We start from the raw sequence: 15,269 nt of genomic DNA, 5'->3' as shown, positions 1-15,269 counted from the left end.
CCCGCCCGCCGTCTGCTCCCTCCTCATCGCCGCTAAGGAGACACTTGTGCTGCGATCACTGCTCACCCGTACCACCGCCCCCGTTGTCTGCGCCGGTCTGCTCTGGACCGCCGCCCCCGCACACGCCCTGGCGCCCGAACAGGCACGCCCGGTGTCCTCCGGCACCTGGGCCGACCGCGCCACCAGCACCTACCGTGCTCTGCAGAAGCACCTGTACGAGGGCTCCGACCACCACGGGCTGTACCTGGAACACACACCCCGACAGCCTTCTGACCCTGAGCACTCCTACCTGTGGCCGTTCCGTGAGGCCGCGCAGGCCGCCGTCGACATGCAGGAACTCCCGCGCACCGGGCCTTCCTACAGACGGGACGCGGCCGAACGGTTCGACACGGCCGAGCTCTACTTCACCGCCGGCGAGCGCCCCGGGTACGAGTCGTACCTGCCTGCCCCCCTGGGCACGGGCGGTGACGTGTACTACGACGACAACGCCGTGGTCGCCCTGACCCAGCTCGACCAGTACGAGGCCACCGGCGACGAACGGTACCTCCGGCGGGCCGAGCGGGTCGTGCCCGTCGTCTCCCGAGCCTGGGACGACGACACCACCAAGCCATGTCCGGGCGGGATGGACTGGTACGACTCGCCCGACAACAACGTCCGGGCCACCAATGTCACCGCCCTGTCGGCCCAGCTCGCCGCCCGGCTCCACGAGCTCACCCGTAACCGCACCTATCTCGACAAGGCGAAGCAGTGGTACGGCTGGGTCTACTCGTGCATGCGCACGGCGCCGGGCCTGTACGCCAACGACCGCGGCGACGACGGCAGCACCAACGAGACGCTGTGGACTTACAACTCGGGTGCCATGATCGGCACCGCGACCGCTCTCTACCGCGGCACGGGGAATGCCGGGTACCTGGAGAAGGCGGTGAAGGACGCCCGCGGCTCCCTGGCGTACTGGACCGAGGGCAGCCGGCTGCACGACCAGCCGGCCATCTTCAACTCCTTCTATTTCAAGGACCTGCTCGACCTTGACGACGTCCGCCCCAACTCGGTCTATCTGGCGGCCATGAGCGACTACGCGGACTCCACCTACCAGTCCAACCGCGACAGCACGAACGGGCTGTTCCGCTTCCAGGCCTCTGGCGGCGGCGACTACGACCCCGATGCACCGGCCGCGACGCTCAACCAGTCGGCCATGGTCCAGATTTTCGCCACTCTGGCCGACGCCACCCACCAGCGCCGCCTCCATTCGTGACCGGCGGGCCGCACCACCGCACCCTCAACACAAAGGACACTCACGCACCATGCCCAAGCCACCGCTGAGCCGGCCGTCCTGGTGGGATTCCGACATCGCGCGCGACATACTCAAGGAGCGCGTGGCCACCGCTACCCACCTCGGCGACCTGCGGGTACAGCTGTCGGACGAGCCTCTGCTGCGCCACGACGGCGCAGGCGGACTACTGCAGTCCATCCGGCTGCGGATACGCCGTCCCACCGGTGCACCCCCGCAACCGCGCATCACCAGGGCCTGCGTCACCACCAGCGGTGGCACCCCCGTCCACTGCGAGATCACGCCGGGACCGGGAGACGACACACGCCTCCTGGTCCCGGAAGTGGAAGCCCCCACACCCTTGCTGATCGAGCTGCCGGAACTCGAAGCGGACGTCCGACTCGCCTTCGAAGCACGCCCTCAGCGCCACTGGACCCTGCATCTGGTGCAGCACTCCCACCTCGACATCGGCTACACCGACCCGCAGGGCCGGGTGATGGCCGAGAGCCGCGCCTACCTGGACGCTCTCCTTGAGCTCTGCCGTGACACCGACGAATGGCCGGACCCTGCCCGGTTCCGCTGGGCCGTCGAAGGGTTTCACTCCTTCCAGGACTGGCAGGCCAACCGGCCCCAGCGCCAGGTGGAGAACTTCCTGAACCGGGTGCGCGAGGGGCGCGTCGAACTCACCGCCATGCCCTTCAACCTGCACACCGAGACATGCTCCACCGACGAACTGCACGAACTTGTCCGCCCGGTGACCGAGTTGCGTGACCGGCACGGCATCGACATCACCACGGCCATGCAGACGGACGTGCCCGGCCAGGTCGTGGGCCTTCCCGACGTCCTCACCGACAACGGCATCCGCTACCTGTCGGTGGCGCACAACTGGGCCGGCCGCGCCGTACCCCACCTCACCGGCGGAGAACATCTTCCTCGTCTGTTTCGCTGGCAGGCGCCGAGCGGCAGCAGCGTCCTGGTCTGGCGTACGGACACCCCGCACGGTCTGGCCTACATGGAGGGATCGATCCTCGGCTTCGACGAGTCCTACGACCGCGTCGACGATCTGCTGCCCGCCTACCTCAGCGCACTGGCCAGATTCCCCTACCCCCACCAGGGACGCGGGATACCCGGCTTCCCCGCCCTGGACCTGCCGGGTACGGCTGAGCCCTATCCGTGGGACGTTCTGCACCTGCGGGTGCTGGGCAAGTTCGCGGACAACGGCCCGCCGCGCCGCATCATCTCTGACACGGTGCGCCGCTGGAACGAACAGTGGGCCTACCCGCAGCTGCGGGCCTCCCGTAACCAGGACTTCTTCGAGGACGCCGAGAAGCGCGTCGGAGACCGCCTGGAGACCTACCGGGGAGACTGGAGCGACTGGTGGGTCGACGGAGTCGGAGCCGGTGCTGTCCCGCTCGCCGCCACCAGACGCGGGCAGGCAGCCCTCGCCGAGGCACAGACCGTGGCCGGGTACGCCCACCTGATGGGCGTACCCGGCGGCCCGGCCGTCACCGCGAGCGCACCGGCTGTCTACCGGTCCGCCTCCCTGTTCAACGAACACACCTGGGGCGCCGGCGACCCCTGGACCCAAGGCGACCACGGCCACGGGTCCGGCGAGAAGCAGTGGCACTGGAAGTACGCGCAGGCCATGCGCGCCCACGACGACGCCGAAACCCTCCTGGACGCCGCCTCCGCTCTGCTCGGCGAAGCCTTCGCCCCCGCTGACGACGCACTGGCGTCGTACTACGCCGTGAACACCCGCAGCTGGGTACGCACCGAAACAGTACGGCTCTTCCTGCCGGAGAGCACCGTCGCGCTGAGCGCCCCGGTCCAGGTCCGCGACGCACGCACTGGCGCACCTCTGCCCTTCGTCGAGGAGGCGCAGAGCAACGAGCGTCATCGCGCGGCCGGCCGCTTCCTGCTCGTGCCCGTGACGGACGTACCGGCCTGCGGCGCAGTGCGCTTGGACATCATCACCTTTGCCGTGCCCTCGCAACAGCACGACGAGGGTTCGGCACAACTCGCCGATGGCACTGTCCTGGAGAATGACCACCTGCGCGTCACGGTCGACCTGCGCGAGGCATGCATCGGGTCCATCGTCGACAAGCGCACCTGGCGTGAGATGGTCAGGCAGGACGCCGTCGTCGGCTTCAACGGCTACGTCTATGACGAGTACGCCACGGCCGGCGCGTTCAACCACCAGTCCAGCAAGACCGTCGCCGACGACTCGATGCACCTGCTCGCGTCACGCGACACCGCGCGAACCGCGGCGCTCGTCGACCGCACCATGGACGCCACAGGGCAGACCCTCGTCTACGAATGTGCCCCGGCCGGCGCCCGTCGGCTCCGTGTCAGGGTGCACCTTCCGCACCACGCGGCCCGCATCGACATAGAGAACCGCATCGACAAGAACGCGACCCTCACGAAGGAGAGTGCCTTTTTCGCCTTCCCCTTCGCCCTGGACAACCCCGCCGTGCACACGGAGGCTGCGGGTGGCGTCCTGGGCACCGGACGGGAGACCGTACCGGGCTCGGCAGCCCATATGCGCGCCATCCGGCGCTGGATCAGTCTGAGCGACGGCACCCACCACGCCGCACTGGCGACAGCCGACGCCCCCCTCGTCCAGCTCGGCGGGATCGCGATCCCTTACGTCCCCTACCCTCAGTCGCTGCCGCAGGAAGAGCCGGCCACCATCTTCTCCTGGGTGCACAACAACATCTGGGACACGAACTTCCCCGCACAGCAGGCGTTCGACCACGTCTTCCGCTACAGCATCGGTTTCACCACGACAGCGGAGAACCGCGCGGCCCACGCCGACGAACTCGCCGTGCAGGTCGCCGGTGTCTCCAGCCATCCCATCGTGCCGGTGCGCGCCCGTGCCGGAGCCGGGGCCGGAGTCCCGGCACAGACGCAATTCCTGACCCTGGACGACCCCCGGGTACGGCTCGTCGGGGTGACTGTCCCCGACAGCGGCAAACTCCTGGTGCGCCTTCAGTCAGTGGCCGATACACCCGTCACCTGTCGTCTGGGCACCCCCTTCACCGTCGCCCGCGCCGTCCGCACCAACTACCTGGGTCTGGCTCCGCGCGACATCACGCCGGAGCCGGACCGCGCCATTCCTGTCGACGTTCCAGCGCTCGGAACGGCTGCCGCCGTCCTCTATCTGCACACCTCCGCGACCGTAACGTCGTGAGACTGCCCCCTGCTGCCGTCTGGCCGCGGTCGGACACCCGCCAGCGGGTCGCGGACGTGATCTTGGGCACCTTCGCGCAGGCGGTTCCGGACCGGGTGCCGGCGGCGTGCCACGGGTCGGTGACCGCGTTCCATCTCAGATGGGGGCACAGCTCCGTGTCCCGGCCGAGGTTGTCAAGGCCGAACCGCACTGCCGCGGCGCCCGGTTCACCGTGGGCTGTCCCCGAATCGAGGGCCTGTTCGCACAGGCCCCGGCCGAGGCATGGAAGAAGATCTCCTGCGGCGACGGCGCGAAGGGCCCCGCGTCTATCACTGGGCGGCAGTGCGGCTTCCGGCCGTCACCGAGTTCGACTACCAGGGCGAGGTCCCCTGCCCGATGCGGTGAACGCCGGCCCGGCGCAGTATCAGCAAACCCGACGAGATCGCCTACTACCTCGCTTACGCCCCCTTGGGGACCACTGTTCAGGAACTGGTGCGGATCGTCGGGGAGCGCTGGGCGATCGAGGAGTGCTTCCAGGGTCTCCGTACCCCCCTCGACTCCGCCTCCAGCGCTGAGCGCGCCTCGTGCGACCGCCGTCGCGTCCGGCCGAGGCCGCGGTCGGGCCTCTGGCCGTGGCCCGGTGCATGATCCGGACCCGGACCCACTACGGCCAGCGGTCGGACCGGCGGGCCGGTGGCACCGGTCAGCGGCAGCGTGTACCGCGGGTACGCCGAAAGCACCGGGTCAAGGATCACCACTTGTAGTCGAGGAACTTCCCATCGAAGGTCACGACGACGCGGTCGCCCTCCGCATCCGGGTGGCGGGTGAAGTCGACGCGGAAGTTGATGGCACTCATGATTCCGTCGCCGAACTCCTCGTGAATGAGTTCCTTGAGGGCGGGCCCGTAGACGGACAGCGCTTCGACGAAGCGGTAGACGGTTGGGTCGGCCATCAGCGCCGGGTCGGTGCCGCGGGAGGGCTGAAGCTGCAGACTCTCGGCGACCGGCTCTTCCAGGTCGAGGAACCGGCAGACTCGTTGGGCCTGATCCCGGGTCATGGGGTGCTGACCGAGCAGTGCGGCGGTCGTCCACACAACTGGGGCGTCGATCTCCGCGGCTATCTGAGACCAGGACAGGCCGCCCCGTATGCGGGCGGCGAGCACGAGGGCGGCGGCTTCGGACTTGCTCATGATCGGGGTCATGCCGGGCTCCTTGAAACGGGAATGTTGTAGCAGAATCCCGTTCGGTGCGCGGCAAAGCCATGTTCGGGGGGCCGCTGACATCGACTTTTAACGCCTGGGACATCTGTACCCCCGCGGTGGGGCCGCTCCGTTACAGGACGAAACGCGCGGGCGAAGTACCTGACGGCCGCCGGCCAGCCGTGGTGAGGCCGATGTGACCCGACCCGTTCTCCCTGGTCATCGGGAAGTAATCTGCACTGCTCACCCTCGACGTATTCCGGGTCTGGGTCGTGTGCCCCGCGGTGCCCAAGGCGCTCCAGCCCGTCTCTAGGAAAGGAATGTCGTCATGTCCTATCTGAATCCGTCGGAGTACGTCAGGAAGATGGTCGACGCCGGTGAGGCGAAGGTCTTCATGTCCACGCGGGACACCGTGATTCGCGCGTACATGGCAGGCGCCATCCTGGCGCTGGCCGCGGCGTTCGCTGTCACCGTCACGGTGCAGACGGGTCAGCCTGTCGTGGGGGCACTGCTCTTCCCGGTGGGGTTCTGCATGCTCTATCTGCTGGGGTTCGACCTGCTGACTGGCGTCTTCACCCTGGTCCCGCTGGCGCTGATGGACAAACGGCCGGGCGTTACCCTGCGCGGCGTGCTGCGCAACTGGGGGCTGGTGTTTGCCGGTAACTTCGCCGGCGCGCTCACCGTCGCCCTCATGATGGCTGTGATCTTCACGTTCGGATTCTCCGTCGGCCCGGACGAGGTCGGCCGGACCATCGGCACGATCGGCGAGGGGCGGACGGTCGGCTACGCCGAGCACGGCGCCGCCGGGATGCTCACCCTCTTCATCCGCGGTGTCCTGTGCAACTGGATGGTCTCCACGGGCGTCGTCGCCGCCATGATGTCGACGTCCGTGTCCGGCAAGGTCATCGCCATGTGGATGCCCATCCTGGTCTTCTTCTACATGGGCTTCGAGCACTCGGTCGTGAACATGTTCCTCTTCCCGTCCGGCTTGCTGCTCGGCGGGGACTTCTCCGTCGGTGACTACTTCGTGTGGAACGAGATCCCGACCGTAGTGGGAAATCTGGTCGGTGGCCTGACCTTCGTGGGTCTCACCCTGTACGCGACCCACGCCCGCACCGGTGCCCCTCGGGGCCGCTCCGTTCGCACGGCTTCCGACAAGAATGCCGACGCGCCGGAGCAGGTGTGTGTGTGAACCGGGCCGATGGGCGCTCAACGGCACGACAAACGTCACGGTGACAAGCGCGCCGACAGGTATCAAACCTTGCGGGCACCGGAACGGCCCAGCCGACCGGCCGGGTGGCGACGGCGGCCGCTTGTTACTGCCACCTCCCCGGCTGGTGGGGCAGGTCAAGCTGGAACCCAGACCGTGGGGCAGGTCAAAGACAACATCCTGCCCAGCGGCCCACCTGCCGACAGCCCCGAAGAAGCCCTCGACTGCGTCTGCGGCCTCTACCTCAACGACCCCACCGGCTGGTGTCCCTACCCCCGACGAATCAACGGCGCGGACCACTTGGGCATCCGTAGGAGCACGGCCCGCGGGCACCACAGCCGCGACGCTCTAATCCTGGCCTCAGGTTGATCGAGGACAATGAGCGGCAAGAGCATCGACCGGAGGGGGGCGGGCCGACGTGCGGATCATGATCGCGGATGACGAGGCGGCCATCCGTGAGTCGCTGGAGCGGGTGCTCCAGGTCGAGGGTTACGACACCAGCACCGTCGCCAACGGTTTCGCTGTGCTCGACGGGGTCGGTGGCGACGCGCCGGATCTGCTACTCCTCGACGTGATGATGCCCCGCATCGGCGGGTTGGAGACCTGTCGGCGGTTGCGGGCCGCGGGCCAGGATCTGCCGGTGTTGATGCTGACCGCCCGTGACCAGGTCTCCGACCGGGTCGCGGGGCTGGACGCGGGCGCCGACGACTACCTGCCCAAGCCGTTCGCCACCGAGGAGTTGCTGGCCCGGGTGCGGGCCCTGCTGCGCCGGCGCACGACGACCGACGAGGAGTCGCAGGTCCTGTCGTTCGCCGACGTCCGGCTCGATCCCGACAGGTTCGAGGCGTGGCGGGGCGGGCGGCCGCTGCGCCTGACCCGGACCGAGTTCTCCCTCCTGGAGGTCCTGATGTGCAATGCGACCCGGGTCTTGACCCGCGACGCGCTGTTCGAGGCGATCTGGGGCTTCGGCATGAGCTCCACCGCCAACAATCTCCAGGTGTACGTGAGCTACCTGCGCCGCAAGATGGAGGCCGAGGGTGAGCCGCGGTTGATCTACACGCTGCGCGGCCTGGGGTACACGTTGCGGGAGACTCCTCCGTGAGCAGGCCCGCCGGCCGGGAACCGCGCCGGCTGACCCGATGGTGGCGCCGGCGGTCCCTGCGGGCCAGGCTGACGGTGATCGCGGCGACGGCCATCGCGGTCAGCGTGTTCGTGGCCTTCCAGGTGGCCAGTGAGCTGCTGGACTGGGAGCTGCGGGACACCGCCGAGGATCAGCTGCGCGCCGACTCCCGCGTCCTGGCGACGAACGCGGAGCGCGCCGGTCTGGCGCAGGTCCCGCTACCGCCGTATCCCGGGTCCGGTCGGCTGGTGCGGGTCATCCTGCGCGACGGCTCGATCCGGACGCCGGCCGGCCAACCCGCGCTGCCCCCGGTCAGCGAGCACGCCGAGCGGGTGGCGCAGGGCGCGTCGGCCGACCTGTTGGAGTCGAACGACAGCGACGAGGACGGCTACGTCATCTACACGCTGCGGGCGGGCGACGGCGCGGTCCAGGTGGCCCGCGTCGTCGATGACGGCCCGATCAACCGGTTCGGGTTCGGCATGCTGCTGATCGGGCTGCTCTGCGTGGCCGGCGGCGCCCTAGTCGGGCGGACCGTGGCGCGGACCGGGCTGGCACCGCTCGACCGGCTGACCGCTGCCGCGGTACGTGTCGCGCGCACCCGGGATCTCGACGCCGACATCCCGGATGAGGGTGGTGGGGAGATCCGGCGGCTGATCCAGTCGATCAACGACATGCTCGCCGCGCTCCGGGACTCCCGGCGGGCCCAGCGGCTGCTCGCCGAGGACGCCGCCCACGAGCTCAAGACCCCGCTCACCAGCCTGCGCCTCAACGTCGAGCTGCTGATCCGGCTCGATCGGCGCGGCACCCTGGACAGCGCACTGCCGGCGGAGAGCCGGACCCGGCTGCTCAACGATCTCGGCGCCCAGGTGGGCGAGTTGGGCACCCTTGTCGCCGAGCTGACCGACCTGGCGCGCGGTGACGTCAGCGACGAGAGCACCGAGGTGCTCGACCTCGCCGACGTGGTGGTGGCCGCCGCGGCCCGGGCGGGTTCACGCGTGCCCGACATCGAGGTCGCGCTCGACGTGACCTCTGTGTGGGTGAGCGGGCGTCCCGCTGCGCTCGAGCGGGCCGTGCTCAACCTCATCGACAACGCCGGCAAGTGGTCCCCCGCGGACCAGCCGGTCCAGGTCCGGCTCCGTGCCGAGGGCGCGTCGGCGGTGCTTGAGGTCGACGACGCCGGGCCGGGCATCGACGCCGCCGACGTACCGCGGGTGTTCGACCGGTTCTACCGTGCCGACAGCGGCCGGGCGTTGCCGGGATCCGGTCTGGGGCTGTCGATCGTGCAGCGGGTCGTCGACGCCCACGGCGGCCGGGCCACCGTCGCCCGCTCCGCACGCGGTGGCGCGCTGCTTCGGGTCGGCCTTCCGGCCGCGGCTCCGCCCGCCCCGGTCGCGCGGCTCACCGACGGGGAGGACACCGCGCTGGACTGATCCGCCCCGGCGGCGCGGCGCAGGGCCAAAGGGCGGCGACCGTCAGGCCCATGAACAAATCGGGGACGGGCTTGGGTCCCCGTCCCGGGTCTCGTCCGTGCCGCCGCGCTCACCGTTGCAGCGCGGGCTCCTCGTCGGCGAGCGGCTGTTGGCCGTCCGGCAGCTCCGCCGCTGGACGGGACAGCCGGCTCGGCCACCAGATCCGTCGGCCGATCGGCAAAGTGAGGGCGGGTACCAGGACCGACCGCACCAGCAGGGCGTCGAGCAGCACGCCGAAGGCGACCAGGAACCCGACCTTGATTCGCATCAACAGCGGAAGTGTGGCGAGGACCGCGAACCAGGCCGCCAGGACCAGACCTGCCGAGGTGATGACGCCACCAGTGGCGGAGAGGGCTTGAGCATGCCCTCTCTGGTGCCGACTCTGGTGCCGAGACGCACGGTCTCCTCCCGGGCCCGGCCGGCCAGGAAGATGTTGTGTCGACGTCGAGCGCCACCAGGAACAGGTCCAGGCGGCTGCGAAGACGTCTCCGGTGTCGCCCGGGGCGACGGCGGTGTCGATGGGAGTTTCAGCCGGAAGCGGAGACTGAGCCGATAGCCAATGTCCGGTGTTGGCCCATCCCAGTCGTTGGCACTACACGCTGGCAAGGGTCTGCTACTGGGCCCCGCAGCAGACCGTTGCGAACCGCGCCGTCAATCACAAGGCGGGCCAGCGCGCTGAGGATCTCAAGAGAGTCGCTCCTACGCTCGTCTTGCTTGCCTACAGCGAACCAGCGCGACACTTCGATCTCTCCGGAAGAGCATGCGATCCGCCGTTGTATGAGAACCGCGTGATGCGGCAGCCGCGCATCGCATACTTTGGCTGTGCTTTCTCCTTACAGCCCAAGCATTCCACTTCTGCCGACACTGGCGCATCACTTCACGGGCACTTTGATTCCGAACAGTTTTTCCGCATTTCGGAACGCGATCTTTTCCTTGTCTTCGCGTGGCAAATCGACCCCGCGGAACCAGTCGGTCTGCTCCTTTATGTCCGCGAACGGGTAGTCGGTTGCAAACATCACTCGATCCACACTTATGTACTTCAGTAGAAGATCGAGCAGTTCGGTCTGGGGGAATGCGCTGGTTGTGACCCAGAAGTTGTCCTGGAAGTATTGCCCGATGGGCTTCTCGAGCGAGTCTTTGGTCGGCTCGCCCATGTCATTGACGATCCGCTCGTAGTAGAAGGGAAGACCTTCGCCCATGTGGCCGATGATGATTTTCAGTTCGGGGAATCTGTCGAAAACCCCGTACGTGATCATCCGAACGCATTGGGTCAGCACCTCCTGGTGCCAGCCATATCCAGACCCACTGAAAATGTAGTCCTGGTACTGTTCCGTGTACTTGGACCGTGTGGTGCTGTAGTAGATCTTGAAGACCTCGTCGGCTGGATAGCCGGGATGCAGGTAGATCGGCACATCGAGAGCGACCGCACGTGCCAGCACAGGCTCGAAATCGGGATGATCGAGATACTTCTTCGCGATGTGTCCGTTGGTCAGTGCGCCCAGGAAGCCATCTTCCCGGACCGAGCGTTCCAGTTCGTCCGCCGCCGCCTCCGGGCTCTGCAAGGGCAGGGTGGCGAAAGCCTTGAAGCGGCCCGGATGTTTGCCGATTGGCCCGTCTACAAGTTGCCGGTTAAGACGATAGGCAAGGTCGATGCCCTTTTGCCCAGGGACATTTTGTACGGAGGGTGTATGAGCAGAGAGGATTTGAACGTTGAGTCCCCCCGCATCCATATCGCCGATGCGGCGCTGGCCCAGATCCGAAAGACCAATTTCCTCAAGGAACGCTATGTGATCCTGATTGATGGAGTTCAGCTCGAGCAACGTGGGAGTCGTAAAGGTCTCCTCCGTGCCGATGAAAGGCAGGTCCTGATCCCGCCGTGAAATGTCCGGAGTCTCCTTCTCGCTCGCTTCCGAGACGATGGCGTGCGTGGACAAGCCGGCACCGATGCCAAGTGCCGTGCTGGCGGTGAGAAAGCCGCGGCGTCCCATGGGCTTCATGTCAGTCCCTCTCTTCAGGCGTTCGTGTGGTGAGGTATCCGTGCGGTATCCGTCTGCGAGATGCTTCAGGGGGTCTTCGCGTCCTGCTCGCGCACCGCGGCAGCGCTCAGGTCGAGGAACCGCTCGCCGGCGCGCAGCGGCTGTGGTGGAGCTGACGACCCGCCCGCGTGCGCGCTGTGCGGGCCGGCCGCGGCGGGCCCCGCACTGTTGTCGGCGTGCGACCCGCAGGCGGCGACAGGGAAAGCCGTCGCCAGCGCCCTGGTGGCCGGCCCGAACCTCAACCGCCCGGGCGGCGCTTTCCCCGATGGTGCTGCGTCGACTGCCATCACCAGCCTCCTGCATACGGGTTGCATCGCTTATCTGGATGCCTACTTCCTACCGAGCGAACCTGAGACGAACGTTAAAGAGCTGACACAGCCAATTGCGTAGCCCTCACGAGGGATCAAACGGCTTCCCGCCCGAGTCGGCATGCTTGCCGTCGGGGGTGTCTTCCCCCGCTCTGCAGCGGAGTTCGCGGCGGGTGACGGCTCGGGCTCCTGTCGGGCGGTGATCCAGTCGTTCTCCGTAAGACGATCGAGAATGGGGTACACCGTGCCTGAGCCGAGGCCGGTCCTCTCGCAAATCCTTCGTCCCCGTGCTGGGTCGTCTTCACTGAAAGCGAGCGACACCTCCAGCGAATCAAGAGCCGTACACACCAGTCGAATTGACATAGTGTCAGGTGTAAAACATGAGTCAGAGAGATGGGTTGCGCATGCTGCGCTAGAGCGGACACGGATCCCTCAACTGCGATTGTCCGATCAACTCTCACGCGTGGAACTCTGCGTCATGCAGGCGACGAGCGGAATTGCTCGATCGTGGTGAGGGCGACGAGCGTGCGGCCGAGCGATCCGTCTCGGGCTCGGTCCGGGACCGCTCGTGGTGGCGCGTTTGCTGCATTCGGTGGTCGATTGACTTCGCCGCACGGTCGTGACGATTCGTCTGCACAAGGCTCGGGCGCGACGAGGGATATTCGGAAGATCGAGCTGGGCCGGATCACGCTCGCGTTCGTGGGGCAGCCTGGTTTCCGTTCAACGACCACTGAGCGCGCTGCACGACTCGTCATCTCTCGGAGGACTTCGGCAGGGGGTGACGCGGACGCCGGCGTCGTTCATCTCCGGTAGGCGTCATGGATCCTGGCAGAGATCAGGAGGCTGCCTGATCCTCACGTCAGCTCGTCGGAGCGGCCGGCTTCGATGCGGGACCACTGAGCGATGGGGCGTCCGTTCGTACGCCAGACCTCAGGGTTCTCGGCGGAGTACCAGGGCTGTGGCCAGCCGCTGGGGGAGTCCTCCCACGCCTCCTGGCGTCCGTAGACGGTCATGTCCAGCAGTCCGTGGGTGGGGGACATGATCTCGACGCCGCGGCCGCCGGTGTAGTACGTCTCGAACACGCGCTCGCCATCGCGGACGTAGCAGACGAGGTGGTGACGCTGCCAGTCACGACCCTCCAGCAGCTGCGCCGCCGTCTTCTCGACCGAGTACCACGGCATGTCCAAGCCCAGGAAGTCCCGGTAGCGGACGCCGGCCTCGTACGGGCCCTTGCAGAGCGTGGCGTACGTGGCGTCGCGGGAATGGATGTAGGACAGCTCGCGGACCTGGCAGTTGAAGAACGTGCAGCCCTCGCACTGCTCCGCGGCGGGCCGGCCGGGCCACCAGGCGTGGAAGTACGCGATCAGCTGCCTGCGGCCTTCGAATACGTCGAGGATCGTGACCGGTCCGTCAGGGCCGATCACCTCGATGGTGGCGTCGATCTCCACCATCGGCAGTCGCCGGCGCGCCGCCGCGATCGCGTCCCCTTCTCGGGTGTGCGCCTTCTCCCGTGCCAACAGTGCGTCCCGCGCCTCCTGCCAGGTCTTTCTGTCCACTACAGGCGGTAGGACCGGGCCAGGTCCTTGGTCGTTCATGATCGCCTCCATTCCGTTCGTTGCAGTCTTGTCCACCGAGCTGACCAACACGCGCGGTGAGACGGGCGAGCCACCTGCGGCCCTACACCACCAACCACCAGCGCACCGCCGCCCTGGCGACTTCCTCCACAGCTACAACCATCACCGGTGCCACACCGCACTCGGAGGCCACCCACCGATCAGCCGTGTGAACAACGCATCAGGTCAATACACCTAACGCGGGTGAGTACACCTTCGCCTGGCCCACCGCCGAACGGAGCGACCGGCCATCCCGGGTCGTCGGCCGGCTCCGACGGCTTGGCAGGCTCCTCGGCGGCCTCGGCCCCATTCACAACATCAGTCATCCGGTGTCACTCCATGATCGGCAGTTCCACCGTTCGTTCGTTGTACACACCCCCCGATTGGGGTCCCGTGCGGCGCTGGATGGTGGCCGGTATGGAGAAGAATGTCCCCGGGATGTGGGCGAGCTTCCTTTGCCGGAAGCGATACAACGACGACCAGCTCCTCAACGCCGCGGAGGCGGGCATCGACGCCTTCGTCACCCTGGGCGCCGGGTTCGACACCAGGGCCTACCGCCTGCCCGCCCTGGGCAAGACTCCGGTGTATGAGCTCGACCTGCCGGAGAACATCGACCGCAAGCAGGCTCTGCTGCACAAGATGTTCGGGAAGGTCCCCGACCACGTCACCCTGGTCCCCATCGACTTCAACACCCAGGACCTCAAGGACGCGCTGGCCGCTCACGGTCACGACATCGGCGGCATGAGGACCTTCTTCGCCTGGGAGGCCGTGACCCAGTACCTGACCGAGGACGGCGTCCGGAAGACCCTCGCCTTCCTCGCCACGGCCGGCTCCGGCAGCCGACTGGTCTTCACTCACCTGGCCAAGGATTTCCTGGACGGGCGCGCCTCCTACGGCGCCGAGAAGCTGTACCAGGAGTACGTGGTCAAGCGCAGACTGTGGCATTTCGGGCTGAACCCTGATCAGATCGCGGGCTTCCTCGCTGAGTACGGCTGGCGCGTGGCCGAACAGCCGGGCCCGCCGGACTTCACCGCTCGGTACATCGAACCAACCAGCCGACGGCTGCCGGTATCCGAGGTCGAACGGTCCGTCAGCGCCGAGAAGATCTAGCCTCGATCTTTCATGAAGTGGGTTGTCCGGCAGGTGGTCAGGTCAGCAGAAGATGCCTCTGCCCATCCTGGTCCATGTCCTCGGCGAGACCCTCCGGCATGCCGGGCACGCCGACATCCTGCGCGAGGGCGTCGACGGCCGCACCGGGGTGCGCGGCGAAAACGAGCGGCCGGTCGACGAGGAAGCCCGTACTGCCTACTTCGCGAAGATCGAGCAGGCCGTCAGGACGGCCGCGCCAACCAAGGCTTAGAAGGCTGCCCCACGAGGTGACGTGATTTTCGAGCGGCATGATGCCGGTCGTGAGTGCTGATCTGTCGAAGCGTCTGGTTCCTGATGAACTCCGGGACCTGGTTGCCCCGTTGTTGCTGTCGTCCGCGGCTCGACCGCAAGGTGGTGGGACCGCTCCGTGTGACGAACGCGCCGTGTTCACGGCAGTGGAGCCAGACGTCCTCGCCCGTGATGTTCGCTGATCAAGCACCCCTGTGCGCCGTTCCATCCTGCGGAAATCTGTGCTTTGCCCCGAGCCGGGCCGTGCGGCCTCTTGTCACGCCGTACTGCCCGTATCCTTGCTGTGTCTACGGCGTCAAATAGCGGGCGCCGAAAAATGGAGGCCTTACCTCATGCTGATCGCTCAGCGCCCGTCCCTGACCGAAGAGGTCGTCGACGAATTCCGCTCACGGTTCGTGATTGAGCCGCTGGAGCCGGGCTTCGGATACACCCTCGGTAACTCCCTGCGTCGCACGCTTCTCTCCTCGATCCCCGGTGCTGC

Annotated in this window: 11 protein-coding genes and 5 pseudogenes; 11 read left to right on the top strand and 5 right to left on the bottom strand. The window is 67.3% G+C overall.

From position 1 onward, the window contains the following. Window positions 1-46 precede the first annotated feature (46 nt). The 4 genes and pseudogenes from H343_RS0117765 to H343_RS35975 all read left to right on the top strand — a co-directional run. Entirely contained in the window at window positions 47-1,252 is a 1,206-nt protein-coding gene (locus H343_RS0117765; protein WP_037904187.1) for a glycoside hydrolase family 76 protein, read from the top strand. 49 nt (window positions 1,253-1,301) lie between these two features. Beyond that, the gene (locus H343_RS0117760) at window positions 1,302-4,457 is read left to right on the top strand and encodes a glycoside hydrolase family 38 N-terminal domain-containing protein (protein WP_028432258.1); all 3,156 of its coding nucleotides are present in this window, start codon (window positions 1,302-1,304) and stop codon (window positions 4,455-4,457) included. Next, window positions 4,454-4,537, top strand: a pseudogene (locus tag H343_RS35980) (hypothetical protein); the annotation flags it as partial. The gene H343_RS0117760 and the pseudogene H343_RS35980, both read left to right, overlap by 4 nt. A gap of 143 nt (window positions 4,538-4,680) precedes the next feature. Continuing rightward, window positions 4,681-4,982 (top strand): annotated as a pseudogene (locus tag H343_RS35975) (IS701 family transposase); the annotation flags it as partial. 205 nt (window positions 4,983-5,187) lie between these two features. Here H343_RS35975 and cynS read toward each other — a convergent pair. Beyond that, window positions 5,188-5,637 (bottom strand): cyanase, encoded by a 450-nt coding sequence (gene cynS / locus H343_RS0117755; RefSeq protein ID WP_028432257.1) that lies wholly within the window; start codon window positions 5,635-5,637, stop codon window positions 5,188-5,190. Window positions 5,638-5,962: 325 nt separating this feature from the next. On the opposite strand from cynS, the gene H343_RS0117750 reads away from it, so the two are divergent. From H343_RS0117750 to H343_RS0117740, 4 genes are all read left to right on the top strand, one after another. Beyond that, window positions 5,963-6,826: a formate/nitrite transporter family protein gene (locus tag H343_RS0117750; protein ID WP_028432256.1), complete on the top strand. Its 864-nt coding sequence runs from the start codon at window positions 5,963-5,965 to the stop codon at window positions 6,824-6,826. 174 nt (window positions 6,827-7,000) lie between these two features. Then, window positions 7,001-7,213 (top strand): hypothetical protein, encoded by a 213-nt coding sequence (locus H343_RS35325; protein WP_158679576.1) that lies wholly within the window; start codon window positions 7,001-7,003, stop codon window positions 7,211-7,213. 49 nt (window positions 7,214-7,262) lie between these two features. Continuing rightward, window positions 7,263-7,946 (top strand): response regulator transcription factor, encoded by a 684-nt coding sequence (locus H343_RS0117745; RefSeq protein ID WP_028432255.1) that lies wholly within the window; start codon window positions 7,263-7,265, stop codon window positions 7,944-7,946. Continuing rightward, complete coding sequence (locus tag H343_RS0117740) at window positions 7,943-9,394, top strand: sensor histidine kinase (protein ID WP_028432254.1); 1,452 nt, start codon at window positions 7,943-7,945, stop codon at window positions 9,392-9,394. The genes H343_RS0117745 and H343_RS0117740 overlap by 4 nt, the downstream gene beginning before the upstream one ends. Before the next feature lie 109 nt (window positions 9,395-9,503). Here H343_RS0117740 and H343_RS34300 read toward each other — a convergent pair. The 4 genes and pseudogenes from H343_RS34300 to H343_RS0117725 form a co-directional block, all read right to left on the bottom strand. Then, window positions 9,504-9,897: pseudogene (locus tag H343_RS34300) on the bottom strand (MMPL family transporter); the annotation flags it as partial. A gap of 408 nt (window positions 9,898-10,305) precedes the next feature. Beyond that, entirely contained in the window at window positions 10,306-11,430 is a 1,125-nt protein-coding gene (locus tag H343_RS0117730; protein ID WP_028432252.1) for an amidohydrolase family protein, read from the bottom strand. 65 nt (window positions 11,431-11,495) lie between these two features. After that, window positions 11,496-11,756, bottom strand: coding sequence for a hypothetical protein (locus H343_RS31260; protein WP_037904184.1), 261 nt, complete (start codon window positions 11,754-11,756; stop codon window positions 11,496-11,498). An 875-nt stretch (window positions 11,757-12,631) separates the two neighbouring features. Beyond that, window positions 12,632-13,372 (bottom strand): DUF899 family protein, encoded by a 741-nt coding sequence (locus tag H343_RS0117725; RefSeq protein WP_028432251.1) that lies wholly within the window; start codon window positions 13,370-13,372, stop codon window positions 12,632-12,634. A gap of 357 nt (window positions 13,373-13,729) precedes the next feature. Between H343_RS0117725 and H343_RS31255 the strand changes: the two genes are divergently transcribed. The 3 genes and pseudogenes from H343_RS31255 to H343_RS34290 form a co-directional block, all read left to right on the top strand. Continuing rightward, window positions 13,730-14,500, top strand: coding sequence for an SAM-dependent methyltransferase (locus H343_RS31255; protein ID WP_078505817.1), 771 nt, complete (start codon window positions 13,730-13,732; stop codon window positions 14,498-14,500). Between the two features lie 64 nt (window positions 14,501-14,564). Then, window positions 14,565-14,750: pseudogene (locus tag H343_RS31250) on the top strand (mycothiol transferase); the annotation flags it as partial. Window positions 14,751-15,120: 370 nt separating this feature from the next. Further along, window positions 15,121-15,269 (top strand): annotated as a pseudogene (locus tag H343_RS34290) (DNA-directed RNA polymerase subunit alpha); the annotation flags it as partial.

The sequence above is a fragment of the Streptomyces sp. TAA204 genome (assembly GCF_000424965.1).
Note: the sequence above shows the minus strand (reverse complement) of the source record. Positions and strands in the feature narration are given on the sequence as shown.